This is a genomic window from Streptomyces sp. NPDC021749 (genome assembly GCF_040640655.1).
Classification (GTDB): domain Bacteria; phylum Actinomycetota; class Actinomycetes; order Streptomycetales; family Streptomycetaceae; genus Streptomyces.
On record NZ_JBFACE010000019.1, the window covers coordinates 120,953 to 140,564 of the forward strand.

General features: G+C 69.5%; 14 protein-coding genes. 13 read left to right on the top strand and 1 reads right to left on the bottom strand.

The window, feature by feature from the left end; translation table 11 throughout:
* Positions 1 to 131 precede the first annotated feature (131 nt).
* From AB0G35_RS20480 to AB0G35_RS20495, 4 genes are all read left to right on the top strand, one after another.
* On the top strand, positions 132 to 3,149 hold the full coding sequence (locus AB0G35_RS20480; RefSeq protein ID WP_360951025.1) for a GNAT family N-acetyltransferase: 3,018 nt from the start codon (positions 132 to 134) through the stop codon (positions 3,147 to 3,149).
* Between the two features lie 71 nt (positions 3,150 to 3,220).
* Positions 3,221 to 3,814 carry a DUF5998 family protein gene (locus AB0G35_RS20485; protein ID WP_030799055.1) on the top strand — a complete coding sequence of 198 codons (594 nt, stop codon included), beginning with the start codon at positions 3,221 to 3,223 and terminating at the stop codon, positions 3,812 to 3,814.
* Positions 3,814 to 5,004: a nucleotide pyrophosphatase/phosphodiesterase family protein gene (locus AB0G35_RS20490; protein ID WP_360951028.1), complete on the top strand. Its 1,191-nt coding sequence runs from the start codon at positions 3,814 to 3,816 to the stop codon at positions 5,002 to 5,004. The genes AB0G35_RS20485 and AB0G35_RS20490 overlap by 1 nt, the downstream gene beginning before the upstream one ends.
* Before the next feature lie 124 nt (positions 5,005 to 5,128).
* Positions 5,129 to 5,779, top strand: coding sequence for a thymidine kinase (locus AB0G35_RS20495; protein ID WP_360951031.1), 651 nt, complete (start codon positions 5,129 to 5,131; stop codon positions 5,777 to 5,779).
* A gap of 111 nt (positions 5,780 to 5,890) precedes the next feature.
* Here AB0G35_RS20495 and AB0G35_RS20500 read toward each other — a convergent pair whose 3' ends face one another.
* On the bottom strand, positions 5,891 to 8,746 hold the full coding sequence (locus tag AB0G35_RS20500; protein WP_360951034.1) for a LuxR family transcriptional regulator: 2,856 nt from the start codon (positions 8,744 to 8,746) through the stop codon (positions 5,891 to 5,893).
* Positions 8,747 to 9,010: 264 nt separating this feature from the next.
* Between AB0G35_RS20500 and AB0G35_RS20505 the strand changes: the two genes are divergently transcribed.
* The 9 genes from AB0G35_RS20505 to AB0G35_RS20545 all read left to right on the top strand — a co-directional run bounded on the left by AB0G35_RS20505 (position 9,011) and on the right by AB0G35_RS20545 (position 19,395).
* Positions 9,011 to 10,033 (top strand): SDR family NAD(P)-dependent oxidoreductase, encoded by a 1,023-nt coding sequence (locus tag AB0G35_RS20505; RefSeq protein ID WP_360951037.1) that lies wholly within the window; start codon positions 9,011 to 9,013, stop codon positions 10,031 to 10,033.
* Positions 10,015 to 11,211 carry a cytochrome P450 gene (locus tag AB0G35_RS20510; protein WP_360951040.1) on the top strand — a complete coding sequence of 399 codons (1,197 nt, stop codon included), beginning with the start codon at positions 10,015 to 10,017 and terminating at the stop codon, positions 11,209 to 11,211. Before AB0G35_RS20505 ends, AB0G35_RS20510 begins: the two co-directional genes overlap by 19 nt.
* A 109-nt stretch (positions 11,212 to 11,320) precedes the next feature.
* Entirely contained in the window at positions 11,321 to 12,454 is a 1,134-nt protein-coding gene (locus AB0G35_RS20515; protein WP_360951043.1) for a cytochrome P450, read from the top strand.
* A 137-nt stretch (positions 12,455 to 12,591) separates the two neighbouring features.
* Complete coding sequence (locus AB0G35_RS20520) at positions 12,592 to 13,677, top strand: cytochrome P450 (RefSeq protein WP_360951046.1); 1,086 nt, start codon at positions 12,592 to 12,594, stop codon at positions 13,675 to 13,677.
* On the top strand, positions 13,670 to 15,088 hold the full coding sequence (locus tag AB0G35_RS20525) for an MFS transporter (RefSeq protein ID WP_360951049.1): 1,419 nt from the start codon (positions 13,670 to 13,672) through the stop codon (positions 15,086 to 15,088). The genes AB0G35_RS20520 and AB0G35_RS20525 overlap by 8 nt, the downstream gene beginning before the upstream one ends.
* On the top strand, positions 15,075 to 15,908 hold the full coding sequence (locus AB0G35_RS20530; protein ID WP_360951052.1) for an SDR family oxidoreductase: 834 nt from the start codon (positions 15,075 to 15,077) through the stop codon (positions 15,906 to 15,908). The genes AB0G35_RS20525 and AB0G35_RS20530 overlap by 14 nt, the downstream gene beginning before the upstream one ends.
* The gene (locus AB0G35_RS20535; RefSeq protein ID WP_360951055.1) at positions 15,905 to 17,155 is read left to right on the top strand and encodes a helix-turn-helix domain-containing protein; all 1,251 of its coding nucleotides are present in this window, start codon (positions 15,905 to 15,907) and stop codon (positions 17,153 to 17,155) included. Before AB0G35_RS20530 ends, AB0G35_RS20535 begins: the two co-directional genes overlap by 4 nt.
* 288 nt (positions 17,156 to 17,443) lie before the next feature.
* A complete protein-coding gene (locus AB0G35_RS20540; RefSeq protein ID WP_360951107.1) occupies positions 17,444 to 18,427 on the top strand; it encodes an aldo/keto reductase in 984 nt (327 codons plus the stop codon).
* 65 nt (positions 18,428 to 18,492) lie between these two features.
* Positions 18,493 to 19,395, top strand: a complete 903-nt coding sequence (locus tag AB0G35_RS20545) for a superoxide dismutase (protein WP_360951058.1) — start codon at positions 18,493 to 18,495, stop codon at positions 19,393 to 19,395.
* Positions 19,396 to 19,612: the final 217 nt, after the last annotated feature.

Below are 19,612 nucleotides of genomic sequence, written 5' to 3' on the forward strand. Positions count from 1 at the left end.
TGTTGCCCTTCAAAGTCGTGACTGTTGTCTAGACCATTCTCTCACGCTGCCGGGGCTGCTCCCGGCTGCCCCCTGACCCCGAGATTACGCGTGCCGGGCCGGTTGTCGGTGGCCGGTCGTACCCTGTCCGCATGCAGAAGCCGCCGGACCACGCATACCCGACCCACTGGGAAGCCGACGTGGTGCTGCGCGACGGCGGCACGGCGCGGATCCGCCCCATCACCCCCGACGACGCCGAGCGGCTGGTCTCCTTCTACGAACAGGTCTCGGACGAGTCCAAGTACTACCGCTTCTTCGCGCCCTACCCGCGCCTGTCCGACCGCGATGTGCACCGCTTCACCCACCACGACTACGTCGACCGGGTCGGGCTCGCGGCCACGGTCGGCGGCGAGTTCATCGCCACCGTCCGCTACGACCGGATCAACGACCAGGGACTCCCCGCCAAGAGCCCCGAGGACGACCAGGCCGAGGTCGCCTTCCTGGTGCAGGACGCCCATCAGGGGCGCGGCGTGGCCTCCGCCCTCCTGGAGCACATCGCCGCCGTCGCCCGCGAGCGCGGCATCCGGCGGTTCGCCGCCGAGGTGCTGCCCGCCAACAACAAGATGATCAAGGTGTTCACGGACGCCGGGTACACCCAGAAGCGCACCTTCGAAGACGGCGTGGTGCGGCTGGAGTTCGACCTCGAACCGACCGAGCAGTCCATGGCCGTGATGCGCAGCCGCGAGCAGCGCGCCGAGGCCCGTTCCGTCCAGCGGTTGCTCGCCCCCGGCTCGGTCGCCGTCATCGGCACCGGCCGCGCCTCCGGCGGCATCGGCCGCACGGCCCTGCGGCACATCCTCGACTCCGGTTTCACCGGCCGGCTGCACGCCGTCAACCACGCCTTCCCCGACGACCTGCGGCGGCTCGACCCGGAAGGCGTACCGGCGGTCCGCGGGCTCCGGGAGATCCCCGACCCGGTCGACCTCGCCGTCATCGCCGTCCCCGCCGAGCGCGTCCCGGACGTGATCCGCGACTGCGGCGAACACGGCGTCCAGGGCGTGCTGATCCTCTCCTCCGGTTACGCCGAGGCGGGCCCCGAGGGCAGGGAGCGGCAGCGCGCCCTGCTCCACCAGGCCCGCTCCTACGGCATGCGGCTCATCGGACCGAACGCCTTCGGTCTGATCAACACCGCCGCCGACATCCGGCTGAACGCCTCGCTCGCCCCGCAGATGCCCGGCGCCGGCCACATCGGCCTGTTCACCCAGTCCGGAGCCATCGGCATCGCCCTGCTCAGCGGACTGCACGCGCGCGGCCCCGGGGACGGCGGGATCGCCGGCATCTCCGCCTTCGTCTCGGCCGGCAACCGCGCCGACGTCTCCGGCAACGACCTCCTCCAGTACTGGTACGAGGACCCGGACACCGACGTCGTGATCCTCTACCTGGAGTCCATCGGCAACCCCCGCAAGTTCGCCCGGCTGGCCCGCCGCACCGCCGCCGTCAAACCGGTCGTGGTCGCCCGGGGCGCCCGGCACAACGGCACCACCCCGCCCGGCCACACCGTGCCCACCGTCCGCGTCCCCGACAGCACGGTCGCCGCCCTGATGCGCCAGGCCGGCGTCATCCGCGTCGACACCGTCACCGAGCTGATCGACGCCGGGCTGCTGCTGGCTTCCCAGCCGCTGCCGGCCGGACCGCGCATCGCCATCCTCGGCAACTCCGAGTCCCTGGCCCTGCTCGCCTACGACGCCTGTCTGACCGAGCGGCTGCGCCCACTGCGCCCCCGGGTGCTGCCCTCCGCCGCCACACCTGACGACTTCCGCGCCGCGCTCGACGAGACCCTCTCCGGTGACGGCTGTGACGCGGTCATCGTCACCGCCATTCCCTGGGTGGGGGAGGAGGACGGCTTCTCCCCGGGCGGCAGCGAAGGCGCGGCGCTCGCCACGGCGCTGCGCACGGCCGCCGCGGCCCACCGGGAGAAGCCGGTCACGGTCGTGCACCTCGCCATGGACGCCCTCGCCGAGACCCTCGCCGCCCCGCCGGCCACCCCGGGCCCCGCCGCCCCGGCGACGGACCGGCCCGCCCCGCAGGCCCCCGCCGAACCCGACCCCCCGGCGACGACACCCCCCACCCCGCCGGCGACGGCCGCCCCCGCCCCGCCGCCCCGGCCCACGTACCCGCCGTCCCGTCCGCCGTTCCCTCCGGGCCCGCCCCCGGGAGCCCACGCCGCGGCCCGGACGCCCGCGGTCCGCGCCACCGAGACCGCCCCGCCCAGCCGCCGACCCGCCCCGCTGCGCATCCCCGCCTACCCCGCCGCCGAGCGGGCCGTACGCGCGCTCGCCGAGGCCGTCCGGTACGCCGCCTGGCGCCGGGAGGCGGCCGATCCGGGCCGGGTGCCCGAGTACGACGACATCCAGGAGGCCGCGGCCGGTGCCGACATCGACCGGCTCCTCGACCGCCTCGCCGCCGACGTCCCCAGCGGCCGCTCGGTACGGGTACCGGACGACGACGCCGCGGCCCTGCTCGCCCGCTACGGCATCCACACCCACCCCGTCCTGCCCGCCCCCGACCCCGACGCCGCCGTGCGCGCCGCCGCCCGCCTCGGCTACCCGGTGGCCCTCAAGACCACCGCACCCCACCTGCGGCACCGCGCCGACCTCGGCGGCGTCCGGCTGGACATCGCCGGCGAGGCCGAACTCCGCCGCACCTACGCCGAATTGACCGATTTCCTCGGCTCGCCCGGGGAGCTGCGGCCGGTCGTCCAGTCCATGGTGCCGCGCGGGGTCGACACGGTCATCCGTGCCGCCATCGACCCCGCCGCCGGCGCCGTGCTCTCCTTCGGCCTGGCCGGCGCCCCCTCCCAGCTGCTCGGCGACGTCGCCCACCGCCTCATCCCCGCCACCGACCGTGAGGTCGCCGAGCAGATCCGCTCGATCCGCGCCGCCCCGCTGCTCTTCGGCTGGCGCGGCTCCCAGCCGGTGGACACCGCCGCCCTCGCCGAGCTGCTGCTCCGCGTCTCCCGGCTCGTCGACGACCACCCCGAGGTGGTGGGGGTGGAGCTCGAACCGGTCGTCGTCGCCCCGCGCGGCCTGTCCGTCCTGGACGCCGCCGTCCGCCTGGCCCGGCCGCCCGCCACCACCGACCTGGGCCCCCGCCGCCTGCCCGCGTACTGAGCCGCCCCGGACCGCACGGACCCCGCCCCACGGGGGCCGTGGAGCCCGCCGAGCCCCGTAGGATGGACCCCATGGCTAAGACCGGTACGACGACCCAGGGGCTGCGCGCGGCGATCGAGCGCAGTGGCTATTACCCGACGCTCGTGGCCGAGGCGGTGCAGGCCGCGGTCGGCGGGGAGCCGGTGGTGTCGTACCTCGTCCACCAGGAGACGACCTTCGACGCCAACGAGGTCCGCCGCCACGTCACCGTCCTGGTCCTGACCGGCACCCGCTTCATCGTCAGCCACACCGACGAGCAGGCCGCCGACGCCACCTCCCCGTCGCCGTACGCCACCACCTCCACCGAGTCCGTCAAGCTCGGCCGGATCTCCTCCGTGGTGCTCAGCCGCGTGGTCGCCAACCCCGAGTCGTACACCCCGGGCCAGCTGCCCCGCGAGGTCGTGCTGACCATCGGCTGGGGCGCGGTGGCCCGGCTGGACCTGGAGCCCGCCGCCTGCGGCGACCCCAACTGCGAGGCGGACCACGGCTACACCGGCTCCTCCACCGCCGACGACCTCTCGCTGCGGGTCAGCGAGGCCGGCGACGGCCCCGACTCGGTGCGCGAGACGCTCGCCTTCGCCCAGGCGCTCTCCGAGGCCACCGCGGCCACCACCACCTCCCGCTGATGGTCGACGTCGCCCCCGCCTGGCCGGAACCCGAACCGCTCGACCCGCTGGGCGCGCCGGTCCCGCAGTACGGCACCGGCTCGCTCGCCGATCTGCTGCCCACCATCGCGGCCGGCCTCGGCATGACCGAGCTGGCCACCGGCATGGACCTCGCGCCCACCGACCGGGCCTGCGTCTTCCTGATCGACGGCCTCGGCTGGGACCTGCTCCGCGCGCACCCGGAGGAGGCCCCGTTCCTCACCTCCCTCCTGGGGACGTCGTTCAACGGCACCGGCCGTCCGCTCACCGCCGGCTTCCCCTCGACCACGGCGACCTCGCTCGCCTCGGTGGGCACGGGTCTGCCGCCGGGCGCCCACGGCCTGCCCGGCTACACCTGCCTGGACCCGGCCACCGGTGCGCTGATGAACCAGCTGCGCTGGTACCCGTGGACCGACCCGTACGCCTGGCAGCCGTACCCGACGGTCTTCCAGCTCGCGGACGCCGCGGGCATCCACACCTGCCAGGTCTCCGCGCCGGACTTCCAGCACACCCCGCTCACCAAGATCGCGCTCAGCGGCGGCAGCTTCCACGGCCGGCTCTCCGGTGAGGAGCGGATGGACCTGGCCGCCGAGCAGTTGGCCGCCGCCGACCGCTCGCTGGTCTACACGTACTACTCCGAGGTCGACGGCAAGGGCCACCGCTACGGCGTCAACTCCGACGCCTGGCGCGGCCAGTTGATGTACGTCGACCGGCTCGCCCAGCGGCTGGCCGAGCAACTGCCGCCGCGCAGCGCGCTCTACATCACCGCCGACCACGGCATGATCGACATCCCCTTCGGCCCGGAGTCCCGGATCGACTTCGACGAGGACTGGGAACTCAGCGCCGGCGTCCGCCTGCTGGGCGGCGAGGGCCGGGCGCGGCACGTCTACGCCCATCCGGGCGCGGCCGCCGATGTGCTCGCCGTGTGGCGCGAGGTGGTCGGCGACCAGATGTGGGTCGCCAGTCGCGAGGAGGCCATCGCCGCCGGGTGGTTCGGGCCGCAGGTCGACGACCGGGTGCGCGACCGGATCGGCGACGTGGTCGCGGCCGCCCACGCCGACATGGTGATCATCGCGACCGAACGGGAGCCCCGGGAGTCGGAGATGGTCGGGATGCACGGGTCGATGACCCCCATGGAACAGTTGGTGCCGCTCCTGGAAGTCCGCACCTGACCGCAGCCCGCCCGCAGCCTCCTCCCCTTCACCTTCCCGATGCCCTCCGCCTGTTGGCCCCGCCCGGGCCGTGTCCTTCCCTGGGCGGGCGCCGACTCCGACCCGAAAGGCCCTCCCTCGACCCATGTCCGAATTGGTATTTTTCTCCGGAACCATGGACTGCGGGAAGTCGACTCTGGCGCTGCAAATCGCGCACAACCGGTCGGCTCGCGGGCTGCAGGGCGTGATCTTCACACGGGAGGACCGCGCGGGAGCCGGCAAGCTGTCATCGCGCCTGGGACTGGTGACCGACGCCGTGGAGGCCACCCCCGGGCTGGATCTGTACGGGTTTGTGGTGGAGCGCATGTCCCGGGGCGGGAAGGTGGACTACGTCCTCGTGGACGAGGCGCAGTTCCTGTCACCGGAGCAGATCGACCAACTGGCCCGGATCGTGGACGACCTGGACCTCGACGTCTTCGCGTTCGGTATCACCACGGACTTCCGGACCAAGTTGTTCCCCGGTTCGCAGCGGCTGATCGAGCTGGCGGACCGGATCGAGACGCTCCAGGTCGAGGCGATGTGCTGGTGCGGGGCACGGGCCACGCACAACGCTCGCACGGTGGGCGGCGAGATGGTCGTCGAGGGCGAACAGGTCGTGGTGGGAGACGTGCGCGGGGCCGCGGAGGCCGTCGGCTACGAGGTTCTGTGCCGCCGCCACCACCGCAAGCGGGTGACGAGCGCAACGGCACGAGCGGCGGCGCTCTCGCCTGACGTACTGCCGGTGACGCCGGGGTGACCACGCGTCAGGCCGGGGCCCGCCCGGCGAGCTTCGGGGTGGGGGAGTGGCTCGTTGCCCTGTCCCGACGTGACGGTGGTTGAACAGCGAAAGAGTACGTGCACAGAGCGGTCATCCCGCGGCCTCCGGAAGCCGGCTTCCGGGCCGGGCGGATCTGCTGCCGGTGAGCCGGCGGGGCAGCTCCGATCGGCGCTTGATGCTCAACTTGCGGTAGACGCGCGTGAGATGTTGTTCCACGGTGCTCACCGTCACATGCAGCCTTCGGGCGATTTCGCGGTTGGTGCTGCCCAACGCAGCCAATTCGGCGACGCGCCGCTCGGCGTCGCTGAGCAGATGGTCGCCGGACGTGTCGTGCAGCAGCGAAAGGCGTGAGACGGGCTCGGTCGTCGACATGGTTTCGAGTTCGCTGAGCAGAGGTGCCGCCCCGCATTCGCGTGCCTTGAAACGGGCTTGATGGGTGACCATGTCCGCCTTGGAGTGGTCACCTGACAGCCGGTAGCTGTGGGCGAGTGCCACGAGGGTACGGGCCAGTTCGAGTTGGTTTCCGCTGTTTCCCAGGCACGCCGCAGACTCCCTGAGAAGAGCTAGACGGTCGCCGCCTTGGCTGGCTGCCGCCAGAGCACGCAGTGAGACGCCCCTGACGGTCGGCGACGTGCTGCCCGGGCGATCAAGCTGCTCGTGTATCAGTCTGCAGGCTTCGTGCACTTCTCCCGTCTCCAGCAGCGCGAATGCCGCATCACTGCGCCAGGGAAGAAACGTCGGGACGTCGAATCCCCAGGCCATGACGGTCTCGCCGGAGGCCAGGAACGCGTCCAGGGCCGCATAATGCCGGCCGGTCCCCAGGTAGTGATGACCACGGGCGTGCTGGTGCATCAGCTCAAATCGGGTCCGGGCCACGCCGGATAATCGCTGGCGCAGTAGGAGCGCCTGTGCCTCGTGGTGTCGCCCGGTCTCCGTGTATGCCTGGAGAAGCGCGGAAACGGGGAGCCCCACACTCATCCCCCATAGCCCAGGGGAAAGGGTGTCAAGGGCCGCCTCAGCCATGGCGAGTGCGCTCAGAGGATCGCCCCGCCGTACTGCCGTCTCCGCACGTACCGCGGTCAGAATGGAGCTCCATCGGGGAATCCGGTGAGTCGAAGCGACGGCCTGGAGCCGCGCGCCCCATTGTTCGGCGAGGTCGTGGTGTTCGGAGTACGTGAGTGCCTGAAGTACCGCTGCCGCGGTCTCCAAGGATCGCTCATCGGGCTGGACCGCCTCCAGCATCTGCCGGCCCCACTGAGCCACGAGCCCCTGTGGCCCCTCGTTGAGGACCAGCTCCAGGAGGACGGCGCCATGCTGAGGGCTGGTTCCGGTGAACGAGCGCGCCGTACCACGGAGGTGCGAGCGCCTTGACGCAAAGGGCGGCCGGGAGCCGGGAAGCGGCCAGGGGGTCGACGGGTAGTAGACGCGAAGGAACTGCCGGGTCTGTTCGAGCGCCGTTTCGGTATCGGGATCCAGCTCCGGCGCGGAGCTGCCGACGCTCCGGATGACGTCAAGGGCGTCCTGCTCACGTCCGTCCCGCAGCAAGTGGCGCACAAGAGTCAGCGCGCAACGACCGGTCAAGGTGCCTTCGCGCACGTAGCCGAGCAAGGGTGGGATGTACCGGACGAGTTCAGACGGGTTGTCCCGTCCGGCGGCATGAGCGAGGAACGCCATGGTCCGCGCCTTGTCCTGGTCGCTGGGACTGACGTCACAGGCCAGTTCCAGGTAGCACACGGCGGTGCCCGGGCGACCGGTCCGGAGCATCTCCTCGGAGGCGTGGATCAAGGGCAGGCGCGCCCACGGCTCGGCCTGGCCGGCTGCGGCGACATGCCGGGCGACGGTGAGGTCCGGTGCGCCGCACTCGTACAGCACCCGTGCGGCGGTCAGAGACATCGCGGCGCGCTCGGAGAAGGCAGGGTCCTGCAGGACGGTAGTCGCCACCAGCGGATGCGTGAAACGGCTGCCCTGGATCACGCCCATCGCGGTCAGGGCTTCCAGCGCCGCCGCTCCCTCCTCCCTGGCGAGTCCGAGAACCTTGCTGACGTTGAGTTCACCGGCCGCGGAGCCGAGGACCGCGGCGGCGCGGGCCGCGGCCAGGATCGTCGGGCCGCTGCGGTGCAGGAGGGACAGTACGGCCCGGGCGAAGGAAGCCATCGCGGTGACCGGCTCCGGGGCCGTCCCCTCGGCCGCGGGACCGTCGGCGGACGGCTCCGCCGCCCATGCCTGGACGAGCAGAGGGTTGCCGCCGCTGGTGCGGTGGCAACCCTCCTTCTGGCGATCGGCCTCGCTCGGTGTGCGGCGTTCCGCGAGCACCTTGTGGACCCCCGCTAGCGACAGCATGTGCAGCGGAATGCGAGATACCTGGGGCATCGCCAGTAACTCGATCTCCGGTAACCGTTGTTCGGCCGGTACGGAGGTGCGCATGGTCAGCAGCACCAGGATGCGAGAGGTTCGCATGGCCTGCATCAGCTGGAGCAGGAACCGGAGCGACGTCTCGTCGGCATGGTGCACGTCGTCGATGGCGATGACCAGGGGAGCACACAGCGAGGTGGCGCTGATGTGTGCGCACATTTCGGCTGCGACCCAGGAAGGAAGAGATCTGTCGTCGTGCGCGCCGTCCGGTGGATCCACCGTGCCGCTGCCCAGCAGAGCACTGATGCCTTCCCGGAGCCCGGCCGTGGCCTCGTGCGGAGTCGCGAACAGCTGACGCAGCATTCCACCGGGGACATCCCTCTCCTTCGGCGAACAGGCTGCGCGGAGGACCACAGAGCCCGATCGTTCCGCGTGCGCGGCGAAGGCCGAGAGAAGTTCGCTCCTCCCACACCCCGGTAGGCCGTGCAGTACGGCCACGCGTCCCTCGTTGCGGAGTGCCGCGGAGAATGACTCTTCCAGCGTCTCCCACTGACTGTCACGTTCTACCAGTGTCACGTGCCCTCCCCAAGGCATGGTGGCATCACGTGCGGGGCTGCACGTCAAGAACTGTAGGTCTTCGCTTCAGCGTTTGAGAGCGGATTTCCGTCTGCCGTCAGGTGCAGCCGTCTGAACCGCATGCGGTGCAGAGGCTCTGACCTGGACATTCTCGGTTCTTCCGGAACCCCCTAGGGGTTGGTTAGGGGTGGTAGGGAGCGGATGGGGCGCCTAGTTTCGCCAGGGATCGAGGGTCCTTTCCGGATGGTGATCGACGCCCTCTTGACAAGGGAAGGTGTGTGTATGGTGCGAGACCTGCGGTTCGACGACCGCGTGGTGGTGGTCACCGGCGCCGGGGGCGGCATCGGCCGGGCCATGGCCCTGGAGTTCGCCCGCCGTGGCGCCCGAGTGGTCGTCAACGACCTCGGCGGTCCACCGACCGGAGGCGACACTCCCAGGGCGGAACTGGCCGCAGGCGTGGTGCGGGAGATCCGGGACGCGGGTGGTGAGGCGGTCGCCTCGACGCACACGGTGGCCACCCCTGAGGGCGGTGAAGCGATCGTCGGCACGGCACTCGACACCTGGGGACGGGTCGACGCGCTCATCGCCAACGCGGCCATCCTGCACGACAGCCTCTTCACCCGGATGCGGCCGGACGACTTCGACGAAGTGGTCGCCGTCAATCTGCGGGGGGCCTTCTGCGTCATGCAGCCGGCCTTTCGCGCCATGGCGGAGCAGGGCGAGGGCAATATCGTCGCGGTCACCTCGGCGGCCGGCCTGTGCGGCTCGTACGGCGGGGCCAACTACTCAGCCGCCAAAGCCGGGTTGGTGGGTCTCACCAAGGCCATCGCGTGGGAGGGGCAGAAGTACGGGATCAAGGCCAACCTGCTGGCGCCCGGCGCCCTGGACACCAGGCAGTCCGAGGCGTTCAACGCGACAGGTGCCCTGCTCCCGGGACGGCCGGCCCCGGAAGTGGTGGCGGGCGAGGAGATGAAACTGCTCACCGCCGAGCGGGTCGCCCCGATGGCCGTGGTGCTGGCGCATCCGAGTTGCCCGGTGACTGCGGAGACCTACGGCGCGGTCGGCGGGTGGTTCCACCGTTACTGGACCGCACACAGCGAGGGGTGGGCCGGGGCGATCGAGCCCACTGCGGAGGATGTCGCCCGCAACTGGGAGGCCGTCCGGGGAAAGCCGCCCGAGGGTCACGAGATCACCCAGGAGACCTTCCTGTTCGCCCTGCGCGCGAACCAGCGGGGCCTTGCTCCGCTCCTCGACCGGCAGCTTCACGACCGACCGAAGGACGGGACATGGACCTCAATATCGTGACGCCGGAATCGGTACGGAATCCCTGGCCGTTGCTCGACCAAGTGCGGGCGGCCGGTCCCGTCGTCCGCAGTGAGCCCATGGGGGGCGTCTGGCTCGTCTCCTCGTACGAGCACTGCCGGGAAGTCCTCATGGACCCCCAACGGTTCTCGAACACCGTCTTCGCATCGACCGACTTCGGGCCGTGGTTCGAGGGGACGGACACCATGGTCCACACCGATCCGCCGGATCACACCCGACTGCGCTCGATGGTGCAGAAGGTGTTCACCTACCGTTCGGTGCAGCAACTGGAGCCCCGCATCGCGGAGATCGTACGGGGCTTGCTGGACGCGCCGGAGTTTGTGGCGGGCATGGCGTCGGGCGACCCGGTGGACGTCCTCGGCGATTTCACGAGTGCCCTGCCCACGACCGTGATCGCCGAATTGCTCGGCATCCCCACCAGCGATCGCAAACTCTTCTACCGGTGGGCCGAGTCGATGATGCGCTGCATCATGGCCGACCCGCGACTCGTGCCGCAGCAGCACATCGACGCAGCGGTGACGAGCGGTCGGGAAATGCTCGCCTACCTTCAGACGGAGATCGCGGCGAGGCGCAAGAGCGGTGCCACCGACGACCTCATCGGCCGTTTGGTGCAGCAGAACGCCGATGGAGCGCTGTCGGACGACGAACTCGCCGCAACCTGCGTCACGCTGCTCGTCGCCGGGTCCGACACCACCACGTCCACCACGACCACCATGCTGTCGTTGCTCGCGAGCCACCCCGACCAGCGGGCACGGCTCCTTGAGGATCCGGCGCTCACCGCCCCGGGCATCGACGAAACCCTGCGCTACGAGCCGACCGCCCGCGTGAACTTCCGAAAGGTGCTCGGCGAGGTCGAGCTGGGCGGTCAGCGGCTGACGGACGGAGACGTCGTATGGGTACTGGTCATTGCCGCCAATCGGGATCAGGCCCGGTTCGACCACCCCGACCGGTACGACATCGGCAGGAGCCCCAACCCGCACTTGACCTTCGGGCAGGGCCCGCACCTGTGCTTGGGCGCGCAGCTCGCGCGTCTGGAGGTCCGCCATGCAGTCAGCGCCTTCCTCGCACGCTGGCCGGACTACGAAGTCGCCGAGCGCTGCCCCTCACCCGCCTACGCCGCGCTCACCTGGGAGAAGTTCACCGTCGTCGGCGGGCGGTGACCAAGCGTTGTCCGGAGGAGAAGTGACGACAGAAACTCGGACCATCGAAGTCGACTTCGACCCTTGGAGCGACCGGCTCGCCGGGGCGGCCCGTGAGTTCTGGGAGGTGATGGACGACCTGCGCAACCGTGGCCCGGTGCTGCACAGCAGCGCCCACGGCGGCTTCTGGATCATCACCCGCCATGAAGAGGTGCTCGCCGCCAACCGGGACTGGGAGACGTTCTCGTCGGCTCAGGGAGTGTCCCTGCCGCACAACCCCGATGCTCCGCTGCTGGCCCCCATCGAGGTCGACCCACCGGAACACCGGGATTGGCGGCGCCTCCTCAACCCGCTGATGTCTCCGGCGGCGGTGGCTCCGCACGAGCCCGCGATGCGCCATATCGCCTCTGGGCTGATGGACGAGTTCGTGACGACGGGCCACTGCGACCTGGCCGTCGACTTCGCGTGGAAGTTCGTTCCCGCCGCACTGTTCCAGCTCCTGCTGGGTGTCGCTCCGGACGAGGTGCCGTACACCCGGGAGCTCGCCCACCGCATCGTGTCGCACGGCACCACGCGCGAGGAACAGAACCAGGCGTTCGCCGACCTCAGCGCCTGGTCCCTGCAGCACCTGGCCTGGAGGGAGACACAGCCGAACCGCGGTGACGTCGTCGACGCACTACTGCATGGCGACATGCGTGGGCGTCGGCTCACCCGGGAGGAAATGGTGCGGGCGATGATTCTGCTGGTCGTCGCCGGAATGGACACCACGTCCAACAGCATCGGCGACCTGGCGCTGCACTTCATCAACGACCCGGCCCTGCGTGAGCTGTTGGACGACAACCAGCACACTGTCGAGGAAATAGTGGAGGAAATGCTGCGCCATGGTTCGGTTTCGTTCGGCCTGTCCCGGGTGACGACCCGGGAGACGCAGGTCGCCGGCCACCGGATTCCGGCAGGCGAGCGGGTGTTCCTGCTGTGGGCGGGGGCCAACAGGGACCATCGGGTATTCCCCGCCCCGGAAAGCTTCGATCCGGCTCGCAAGCCCAACCCCCACCTCGCATTCGGTGCCGGACCGCACCGTTGCATGGGAGCCCACTTCGCGCGCCTCATGCTCAAGGTGGCGGCCACCGAGATCCATGCACGCATGCCCGGTCTGCGACTACGGCCGGGTGCCCACATCGAGCAGCCGCCGGGCCTCGTTCGCAGCATTCGTTCGCTCCCTGTGCTGTTCGAGCCCACGCCGGCACACGAGGCACGGCGATGAAGCCCTCGGCGGAGGTCGGAACGCACCCACTCATCGCACCCGACGACCCGGCTTTCTACCGGGATCCTGAACGGGCGTTTCGGTGGCTGCAGGAGCACAGCCCCGTCCACCCTTGGGTGTCGGCCAAGGGACGGCCGATGTACCTGGTCTCCCGCTGGGCCGACGTTCGCCAGGTGTCGGCATCCCCCTCGCAGTTCAGCAGCGCCCACGGGCACATGATCGACCGCCCGAACCAGGGCACGACCGGCCCTCCCGCCGACAGCAGACAGGACACGCCCCTGCTGCACAACATCGATCCCCCGGAGCACGACAAACACCGCAAGCTCGTCAGCCGCAGCCTCACCGCGCGCAGGGTGAGCCGATTGGAACCCGCCGTTCGCCATCTGGTCGTCCAGATCCTCGACGAGGTCCCGGTGGACGAGGAGTTGGACGCCGTGAGCGCGTTCGCGGCCGTGATCCCGCTGCGGGTGATCGCCGAGTTGCTCGGGGTACCGCTCATCGATCTTCCGCTGTTGCGCGGCTGGTCGGAGGAGCTCGCGGCCACCTCAGACGCCGAGGGAGCGCGGCCACGGCAGGAAGTGCTCTCCGAGTTCTTCGACTACCTGGACGTCCTTGTCGCCGAGCGGCGCCGTTCTCCTCAGGACGACTTGATCACCTCGTTGTCGTTCGCCGAGGTCGATGGCGAGAGACTCTCCCACCCTGAACTTCTCATGCACATATGGACTGCGCTCGTCGCGGGGAACGACACCACCCGCAACGCCATTGCCGGCGGCATCGAGGCGTTCGCCGACAATCCCGGGGAGTTTCGCCGGCTGGCCACGGAGCGGGGGATCGTGGATACGGCGGCCGAGGAAGTACTGCGCTGGAGCACGCCCGCCCGATACGGCGGACGCACCGTTGTCCGTCCGACGGAGCTGGCGGGACATCACCTGCAACCAGGGGACTACGTCTTGATGCTCTACAGTGCGGGCAACCGCGACGGCGGAGTCTTTCCGGACCCCTACCGCTTCGACATCGGCCGTGACAGCAGTCGACTGCACCTGTCCTTCGGCCACGCCACGCACTTCTGCGTCGGTTCCCAGCTCGCCCGACTGGAACTGCGGATCCTGCTCGAAGAACTCGGGCGCCGCTATCGCGGCGTATCGGCCGCCGGACCGGTGGAACGCACACGCAGTCCCATGCTGAACGGATACGACCGAGTGCCGGTCGTGCTCCATGCCTAGGCCGAGGGAGGCCCGGCACAGCAAGGAGCTGCCCTGGCCGCTGATGACGGTGGCATGCACGACACAGTTCGTCGTGGTGCTGGACGTATCGGTCGTCCATGTAGCGCTGCCCTCGGTCCGCAGTGACCTCGGCTTCACCTCCGAAGGCCTGCAATGGGTCGTCACCGCTTACATGCTGGCCTTCGGCGGGTCGCTGCTGCTGGGCGGCAGGCTTGCCGACTTCTTCGGCAGCAGGCGCACCTTGCTGTGCGGAATGATCCTCTTCGCCACCGCGAGCCTTGTCGCCGGCCTGGCCTGGGAGCCGGGGGTGCTGATCGCCGCACGTGCCGTCCAGGGGATCGGGGCAGCGGTGCTGTCCCCCGTCTCGCTCACCCTGCTGACCAGGGAGTTCCATGACAAGCGGATGAGGGCGAGAGCCCTGGCGGCTTGGGGAGGGGTGGCCGCGGCGGCGGGTGCGGCAGGTGTGTTCGTCGGCGGGCTCGTCACGCAGTACCTGAACTGGCGCTGGACGATGCTGATCAACGTACCGATCGCGTTGATCGTCCTGGTGCTGGCTCGGTTCGCGGTGGCGAGCCGGGACCGGGACACCACATGGAGGAAGCCGGACGCCGTCGGTGCCCTGACGGTGACAGCTGCCTTGATCGCCTGCGTCTACGGTGTCGAGCCCGGCCGCGCCGCGGTACTCGGCGCGGGAGCCGCACTGCTCGCCCTGTTCGCCCTCTGGGAAGCCAAGGGCGCGCGCGATCCGCTGCTGCCGTTCGCCGTGCTGCGCGACCGCTCCGTCTCCCTCGCGAACGCGAGCATGTTCCTGACCGCGGCAGCCACCTTCTCCATGTGGTACTTCCTCTCTCTTCACCTACAGAACCAGCGGGGCTTCAGCCCGTTGGCGACCGGCCTGGCCTTTCTTCCGCAGTACCTCGCCATAGTGGCGGGAGCGCAGCTCGCCGCCCGACTTCTGCCGGCATGCGGTGCCAGGCGGCTGCTGGTGGTTGGTGCGCTGCTTCAGTCCGCCGGCTTTGCCTGGCTGTCCTTCGCGGGACCGCACAGCACGTTTCTCACGCACATCCTGCTGCCCGGTCTTCTCGTCACCGTGGCCCTGGGGCTGGCGAGCACCCCCCTGACCATGGCGGCGACCGGCGGCCTGCCGGCGAGTCGAGCCGGCCTGGCCTCCGGGCTCGTCAACACCTCCCGCCATCTGGGTGGCGCCATGGGCGTTGCGGCGCTGGCCGCAGTTGCCGGGCAGCGGCCGGGGGGCGTGGACCGGATCTTTCGGACCGATGCCCTGCTGCTCGCCGCCGTGGCCTCGCTCGCACTCCTCCTCCCTCCACCCGCCCCGCCGGCCGCCGGGCCGGCGGGGCCCGCACCCCGGGAAGGCCGTACCGCAAGAAAGGACTCCAGTGAACCAGCCTGACCCCCTTCAACGCTTCCGGCTGACCGGACGTACCGCTCTGATCACCGGGGCCGGCCGGAACATCGGTGCCGCCATCGCGCATGGCTACGCTCAGGCCGGGGCCGATCTCCTCCTCGTCGACCGGGACGGGGAAGCCCTGGAAGGCGTCGCCGAACGTGCACGCAGTGCCACGGGACGCACCGTGGCCACCGTGCACTGCGACGTCGGCGCTCCTGACGCAGTCGACCAGGTGGTCCGAGCGGCACTGGCGCGCTTTGCCTCGGTAGACATCCTGGTCAACAACGCGCTGGCGTTCGGCGCCACCGGCACGCACAGTGCCGATGTGTCGTCGGCGCAGTGGCAGGAGGCGCTCGACGTCAATGTCCTGGCTCCGGCACGGTTGTCCGCGGCGTTCGTCAACACGCTCGTGAAGGGCGGCACCGGCACCATCGTCAACCTTCTCTCGGGCGCGGGCTTCGCCCCCGTCCCGCTGGCGGCTCCGTACAGCGTGTCGAAGGCCGCTCTGTGGATGCTCACCCGGTGTTTCGCGAAGGACTGTGCCCCGCGCATAAGGGTGAACGGGTTGTGTCCCGGGACGATGTCGCCGGACGGGGTAGCACGCACGGAGGCGCTTCGGAAGGCGACGCCCCTGGGGCGCGGCGGTCGGGCGGACGAGGTCGTCGGCGCGGCGATCTACCTGGCCTCGGACGCCGCGAGTTACTCGACCGGTGATGTCGTCTTCGTGAACGGGGGGTTCACCCACCTCTCGGGATACACCGACGAGATCATTGCCGCGGATCCGGTGGGCCGTCCCCGGCCTGGGGGGCGATCGACGGCATGACGACCGGCGTGGATCAGGCGATCGGCACGGACCAGACGATCGGGGAACGGATCGAACTGCTCAGGCGCCGCCGAGGGCTCTCCCGCCAGACCTTGGCTTCGCTGGTCGGCCACAGCTCCGAATGGCTGCGGCAGGTGGAGCGCAAGGGGCGGCAGGTGGACCGTCTGTCGACACTCCTGCGGCTCGCCGAGGTTCTGCAGGTGAAAGACGTCGCCGCCTTCATGGGGGTCGCTGTACCAGCGCCGCGGGTCGACCAGTTCACGGCCGGGGCGGCACCGGACATACGGGCAGTGCTCCTCGGCCACCGGGCCCATTCCTCCGGAGCGGGGCATCCGTGGGAGGACGACGGCCGGCTCCGCGACGACGTGGCCATGGCCTGGACGGCCTGGCGGAACTCCGCGCGGCGCTGGTCCGCCGTGCGCGCCTGTCTGCCGGGACTGCTGAAGCGAGTCTGTGGGCCGGACACCGGTCGCGCCGACCCCGCGGACCTCGAACTCAGAGCTGAGAGCCACAGGCTGGCCTCCGCCTTCCTTCACGGTTCGGGAGAGCTGCCGTTGGCACTACTGGCGATGGACCGTGCGCTGGCGGATGCCAGGCTCGCGGGGGCGCCCCTGTTGGAGGCGGCGTGTCTGTGCGGCTTCGGTGATGTCCTGCTGCGCCTTCAGGCACCGGCCGAAGCACGCGAGATGTGCACGGCCGCGGCAGACGGCCTGGAGACGCGCGAGGACCCCCACGGGTACGAGTGGGTCGCGGCCCGTGCATGGCTGTACCTGACGGCGGCGGAGGCGGGCGCGTTCGCCCAGGACCACCACGACGCCGATCGGTTGCTCGACAGGGCCGCCGCGCTGGTCGACGACCTGGAGCGGGCAGGGCCGGCACCGGAACTCACGGTGCGCGGGACGGTGGTGCCCGTCCGTCCGGTGGACGTGGCCGTCCACCAGGTCCGGGTGGAGGTCGTACTCGGACGACCCGGGAAGGCGCTTCGACTGGCCGAACACGTCGAGAACGTGGAGCTTTTGGACCGGGAGCGCCAGGCGCGGTTCTACCTCACCTTGGCGCGGGCCCACCTGCGGGAAAGCAACCAACCGGGAGCGGTGCTCGCGCTGATGCAGGCGGACCGGGCCTCCCCGGAGGAGATGCGGTTCAACGTCTATGCGCGGCGTCTTCTCAAGCAGGCGATCGGCCACGACAACGTGACGGTTCGCCACGACCTGTCGCGACTGGCTGAACGGGCGGGGCTGCTGTGACGCATCCGGGCCAGGATCAGCCGTGCTGCGCATTCCATCTCGGGGCGGTCCCGAAGCGGGGACGGTTGAGAGCTGCTGCCGCCGAGAAGTGGAATCTGGTGAATGTTTTCCATTTCCCACGCGGTCGCTATGTGGATTTCGTTTGACAATCGGCGAAGAACCTCCGAAGCTTGAACTCGGATTCGTTTCCCAGGCATCTAGGATGCGTAGAGGGGAGACGTATCCAGTGGATCGAGAGTAACGCCGCGGGGGCCTGAGAGAAGGGTTCTGGACTTGAGTTCGTTAGTGATCCCGAAGCGTCGGCCGGGGATTTCCGGTCTGGAGGTTTCCGCCCTGGGTCTGGGATGCATGGGAATGAGCCAGACCTATGGGACGCCGAACGACGAAGAGTCCATCGCAACGATCCATCGGGCGCTTGAAAGAGGCTGCAACTTCTTCGACACGGCCGAGTCCTATGGCCCCTTCGTCAACGAAGAGCTGCTGGGGCGTGCACTGCGTGGCCGCCGCGACGAGGCGATCATTGCCACTAAGTTCGGATGGGAGTACGAGGGGTCGCGGCGTGGGAATCTGAACAGCCGGCCGGAGCACATCCGCAAGGTGGTTGACGAATGCCTGGCGCGACTGGGCACGGACAGGATCGACATCCTCTACCAGCACCGGGTGGATCTCGAAGTGCCGATCGAGGACGTGGCCGGCACGGTCGCTGAGCTGGTCCAAGCAGGAAAAGTCATCCACTTCGGCCTGTCGGAGGCCGGAGCGGGAACCATCGCCCGCGCGCACGAGGTCTGTCCCGTGGCGGTGCTGCAGACCGAGTATTCGCTGTGGGAGCGCCATATCGAGCAGGAGATTCTGCCGGCGATCCGAGGGCGAGGAATCGGGCTCGTGGCCTATTCGCCTCTGGGGCGTGGATTCTTGACGGGCACGGCGCTGCCTGCGGAGAAGTACCCGGAGACCGACTACCGTCGCTACGACCCTCGATTCCAGGGGGACAATTTCACGGCCAACTACGCTGCGGCGTCAGTGGTGCGCGAAGTGGCCCGGGAGCTGGCCGCCACGCCGGCCCAGATTTCCCTGGCATGGCTGCTTCACAAGGGCGACGACATCATTCCCATTCCCGGTACCAAGCGCAGGGCCACACTGGACGAGAATCTCGGGTCGGTGGACGTGTCGCTCGACGCCGAGCATCTCCGGCGGTTGGACGACGCGCTCCCACCGGAGGCGGTGGCTGGTACACGCTATCCGGAAAGTGTCATGCATATGAACGGCCGTTGAGGCCGTCCGAGAGAAAACGAAACGGGGAAGATATGTTACGCAGGCTGGTTCTACGCGTTCTTGCGGTGGCGGCAGCAACCCTCGGGGTCGCCGGGGTGAGCCCGGCTACCGCTGCTCCGACGGCGGAAGGTCCTGCGACGCTTCAGCTGCCGAACGGCTTCCGTCCTGATGGAATCGCCATCGGTGCAGAGCCGTACGCGTACTTCGGCTCGCTGAACAACGGTGCGATCTATCGGGTCAACCTGACGAGCGGCAAGGGGGATCTGCTCAGCTCCGGGACCGGGGGGATGGCCACCGGAATGAAGCTCGGCGACGCGCACCGGCTGTATGTGGCCGGCGGGTCGACCGGAGAGGGCCGGATCGTGGACAGCGTGAGCGGAAAGGTGCTGGCCGCCTACAAACTGCCGGCCGCCACGGGGTTCATCAACGACGTTCTTGTGACCCGTGATGCGGTCTGGTTCACGGACTCCTTCAACCCGGCCCTCTACAAGCTCCCGCTGCATTCGGACGGTTCGCTTCCGAAGCAGAACGAACTCGTCACGCTGCCGCTCACCGGCGACCTGCATTACCTCGACGGCTACAACGTCAGCGGAATCGCTCCCACGCCCGACGGAAAAGGCCTGCTGGTCGCTCAGATCAACACCGGAGGCCTCTTCGAGGTGGACAAGTCCACCGGAGTGACGCACAAGGTGGACACCGGAGCTGAGACGTTGACCAGCCCCGACGGCATGCTCCTGAGCGACAGCACACTGTATGTGGCGGAGAACCACAAGAACGAGGTCGCGTCACTGAAAGTGAATGCCGACGGGACGTCCGCCAGTGTCGTGCATCGCACTACGGACCAGCGTTTCGACATTCCGACCCGTATTGCGGCGAGCGGAGACCGCCTCTACCTGCCGAACGCCCGCACCACAACGTCGCCCACGCCGACGACGCCGTACACGGCAGTGGCTATTCCCAGGCCATGAGGCGGCGAATCTGACGCAACGGTTCTGAGCGGCCGGCTCGAAGCGGCGACCCTCGGACTTTCCACGGCAGCGTGGTACCCCGAAGCAACTTCCGGGGTACCACGCTGCCGTGCTTCTCACCCTCGGTCAAATCCGCCACCGAATGAAGGGGGCAAATGAAGTTGTTATTCCGGTAGCCGCGATCTGCTTATCTTGTGTCACGGCTCTTCGGGTGAAA